This window comes from Sulfitobacter sp. HI0129 (genome assembly GCF_001635395.1).
Classification (GTDB): Bacteria; Pseudomonadota; Alphaproteobacteria; order Rhodobacterales; family Rhodobacteraceae; genus Sulfitobacter.
The window spans coordinates 1-2,508 of sequence record NZ_LWGH01000724.1 but is presented as its reverse complement, the minus strand read 5'-3'; the positions used below and the strand labels follow the sequence as shown (position 1 = coordinate 2,508).

Genomic DNA, 2,508 nt, shown 5'->3' with positions numbered 1-2,508 from the left:
GGCGAAAGGCGCAAGACGGAACTGGTCAAAGCCTGCAAGGTGGGTTCGACGTGGTACGCGGCGGCAAAGGTCACAAATATCGACGGCACCCCTGTCGAAGACACGACCTATGTCACCGATGCGGATGGCTCCATCACTTTCGCCGCCGTATTCCTTACCCGATATGATGACGGCTGCTGGGGCTACAAGGACATGGAGGAAAGCGCGGGACCGGTCGAATCCCGCGCGCCACTGAGCCTATTGGCCCTGCTGTCCGAGCTGAAAGACCCAGACAGCTATGCTCATGCCTGGCGCCAGCGCTGCCAGGACTGGGCTGCGATCCCGGACTACGAGGAAGGCGACAAGATCAAGCTCGCAGCACCTGTGACGCTCACCGATGGCAGTACCTGCCAGATTGTCACCGCGACCCACTATAGGCGCGGGCGGCAAAAGCGCCGCTGCTACCGCATCGAGGAAACTGGTGGGCTCGTACGCCTGTCGAAGGCCTCGCTTGCGGGCTCGGAGCTGCTCAGCTCCGCGAAAGGTGCGGCTAGCCCGGTGCTGGCGGAGTTCCTGGCGGGGCGAAATTAGGTCCTGCGCCGGACGGTTCATCGACCTGCCCGGCGACAGCAGATGCTGCGGCTTGTCTTGACAAGGCAATGCAAACGCATTACCTATCGCGGGTAGCAAAGAACCTTTTCTTCAGGAGACTGCCATGACAGCCCTCGCACAAGATGTCTCGAAACTCACGGATCGGTATCAGACGACCGTGCCGGCGGGTGTGCGCAAACAGCTCAAGCTGGGCAAGGGCGACCAGATTCGTTACTGCACCGAGCCGAGTGGCAGGGTCTATATCGAGCCCGTGCGCAGCGACGAGGAAGATCCCGTGCTCGGAGCCTTTCTCGATTTTGTCGAGGCCGATATCAAGGCGCATCCGGACCGCATTCGGGCGTTCGATGGGGCTTTGCATGACCGTCTTGCAGCACTGGTCGGAGACGTTGACGTCGATCTCGATGCGCCGCTATCGCTCGAGGATGAATGAGCGGCGATAGCGTGCCCGCCCAAGCGCCCCTTGTCGTAAACGGATGGTCGATTTATGCGCATCCGCTCTTTCTGGACCAGCTCGAAGGGCTGATTGAAGAGGTCGAGGCGCGTAAGGCACGCGATCCTAAGACCTGGCGCAAGAAAAACCCGACGAAACGGCTGGCCGCCATCTTCAAGCTGGTCACCGAGGCCATACCGGCAGATCCGGGTGCCGCCGCCTTCCGGCAAGGCGGCACACTCGGCGATCACCGCAAGCACTGGTTCCGGGCGAAATTCTTCCAGCAGTATCGGCTGTTTTATCGGTTCAACAGCGATGCGAAGGTCATCGTGGTGGCCTGGGTGAACGACGACAAGACCCTGCGCGCCTACGGCAGCAAGACGGATGCCTATGCGACGTTCAAAGGGATGTTGGAAGATGGCAATCCACCTGACAATTTCGACGCGCTCTTGAAAGAAGCTGCAGCGGCGGGCAAGCGGTTCGAAACTTCCCTTGAAGCGGTGCCCGATCGGTAAGTGGGCCAGCTTGCCGTGACCCTTTGGCATTATCGTTTACGACGCCCCGCTGGAAGATGTAGCATCGGCTGATAATACGGTCGGAGAAAGCACAATGATTGAGACGGAAAAGGATAGGCAGCACCTCGGGCTAGAGGAGCAATGCGCGCCTGACCTGACGGGGCACCGTTTCCCAATTGCTGTGCACGTTGCAGACATGCCCGATGACCTCGGCAAGCTGCTGGATATCGGGCTCGAGGAGCATTTCCGTGGCGGCTGATGTCAATTCGTATGACGCGTGGTTTCGCGCGAAGGTGCAGGCCGCGCTGGAGGAGGAATGCACGGGAACATCTCAAGTTCAGGTGATGCAGGCCGCACAGGCATTGATTGATGCGAAACGGGAGGTCGAACCCAAGTCCTGACCAAGCCTTGGAGGTCAGCGCGGTCTGACCCCCGTCACCCTGAAAAGCGAAAGCGGGCTTTTTGTCCTTTGGAACTCAGACCCTGATCCAAAGGAAACCCCCATGTCCAAGCCCAAACCGGCAAACCCGGCTCTCTCAATCCCCCACCCTGACCTCGTCTCCGTCCTCGCGAAGATCGGCGCGGAGGTCGACCTCCAACCCCTGCGCAGCTCAGCGCTCGCGCGCATCATGCGCGAGACGTTCCATGGCAGCGATGCCGGCGGTGCCTGGGACTGGCGCATGGCCTATGACCTGATGCAGGCCGCGGCTGTTCAGGTGCTGCTGCGTGGGGACGGCGCGGCAGGTGACATCGCCGCTGCAAGGCTGCTTGCCTCACGGCTGCTGACGGAAACCCGCCGGTCAGAGCAGCAGATCCGGCTACAGCAGTTTTCCACGCCGCTGCCATTTGCGGCGCTGGCCTTGCGGGCGGCAGCCGTTCGCAAGGGCGAGACCGTGCTGGAGCCCTCGGCTGGCACCGGTGCCCTGGCAGCTTTCGCCGCCCGGGCCGGTGCCACCCTTGTGCTCAATGAAA

5 protein-coding genes and 1 pseudogene are annotated in these 2,508 nt (G+C 61.4%); all 6 read left to right on the top strand.

Annotation, left to right across the window (positions count from 1 at the left end; all coding sequences use genetic code 11):
- Positions 1–570: DUF6927 domain-containing protein (locus tag A3764_RS18010; protein ID WP_067951882.1), on the top strand; the 570-nt coding region annotated here is incomplete at its 5' end.
- A gap of 124 nt (positions 571–694) precedes the next feature.
- Positions 695–1,021, top strand: a complete 327-nt coding sequence (locus tag A3764_RS18005; protein WP_005668772.1) for a type II toxin-antitoxin system PrlF family antitoxin — start codon at positions 695–697, stop codon at positions 1,019–1,021.
- Complete coding sequence (locus A3764_RS18000) at positions 1,018–1,536, top strand: type II toxin-antitoxin system YhaV family toxin (protein WP_008282927.1); 519 nt, start codon at positions 1,018–1,020, stop codon at positions 1,534–1,536. The genes A3764_RS18005 and A3764_RS18000 overlap by 4 nt, the downstream gene beginning before the upstream one ends.
- Positions 1,537–1,630: 94 nt before the next feature.
- The gene (locus tag A3764_RS25725; RefSeq protein WP_201722222.1) at positions 1,631–1,795 is read left to right on the top strand and encodes a hypothetical protein; all 165 of its coding nucleotides are present in this window, start codon (positions 1,631–1,633) and stop codon (positions 1,793–1,795) included.
- On the top strand, positions 1,785–1,937 hold the full coding sequence (locus tag A3764_RS17995; protein ID WP_009820264.1) for an antitoxin PaaA2 family protein: 153 nt from the start codon (positions 1,785–1,787) through the stop codon (positions 1,935–1,937). The genes A3764_RS25725 and A3764_RS17995 overlap by 11 nt, the downstream gene beginning before the upstream one ends.
- Positions 1,938–2,039: 102 nt before the next feature.
- Positions 2,040–2,508: pseudogene (locus A3764_RS17990) on the top strand (SAM-dependent methyltransferase); the annotation flags it as partial.

Excerpts from the sequence above, each read along its gene's own strand:
- A3764_RS25725 (WP_201722222.1), top strand. The coding sequence starts at position 1,631 with ATGATTGAGACGGAAAAGGATAGGCAGCACCTCGGGCTAGAGGAGCAA.
- A3764_RS18005 (WP_005668772.1), top strand. The coding sequence starts at position 695 with ATGACAGCCCTCGCACAAGATGTCTCGAAACTCACGGATCGGTATCAG.
- A3764_RS18000 (WP_008282927.1), top strand. The coding sequence starts at position 1,018 with ATGAGCGGCGATAGCGTGCCCGCCCAAGCGCCCCTTGTCGTAAACGGA.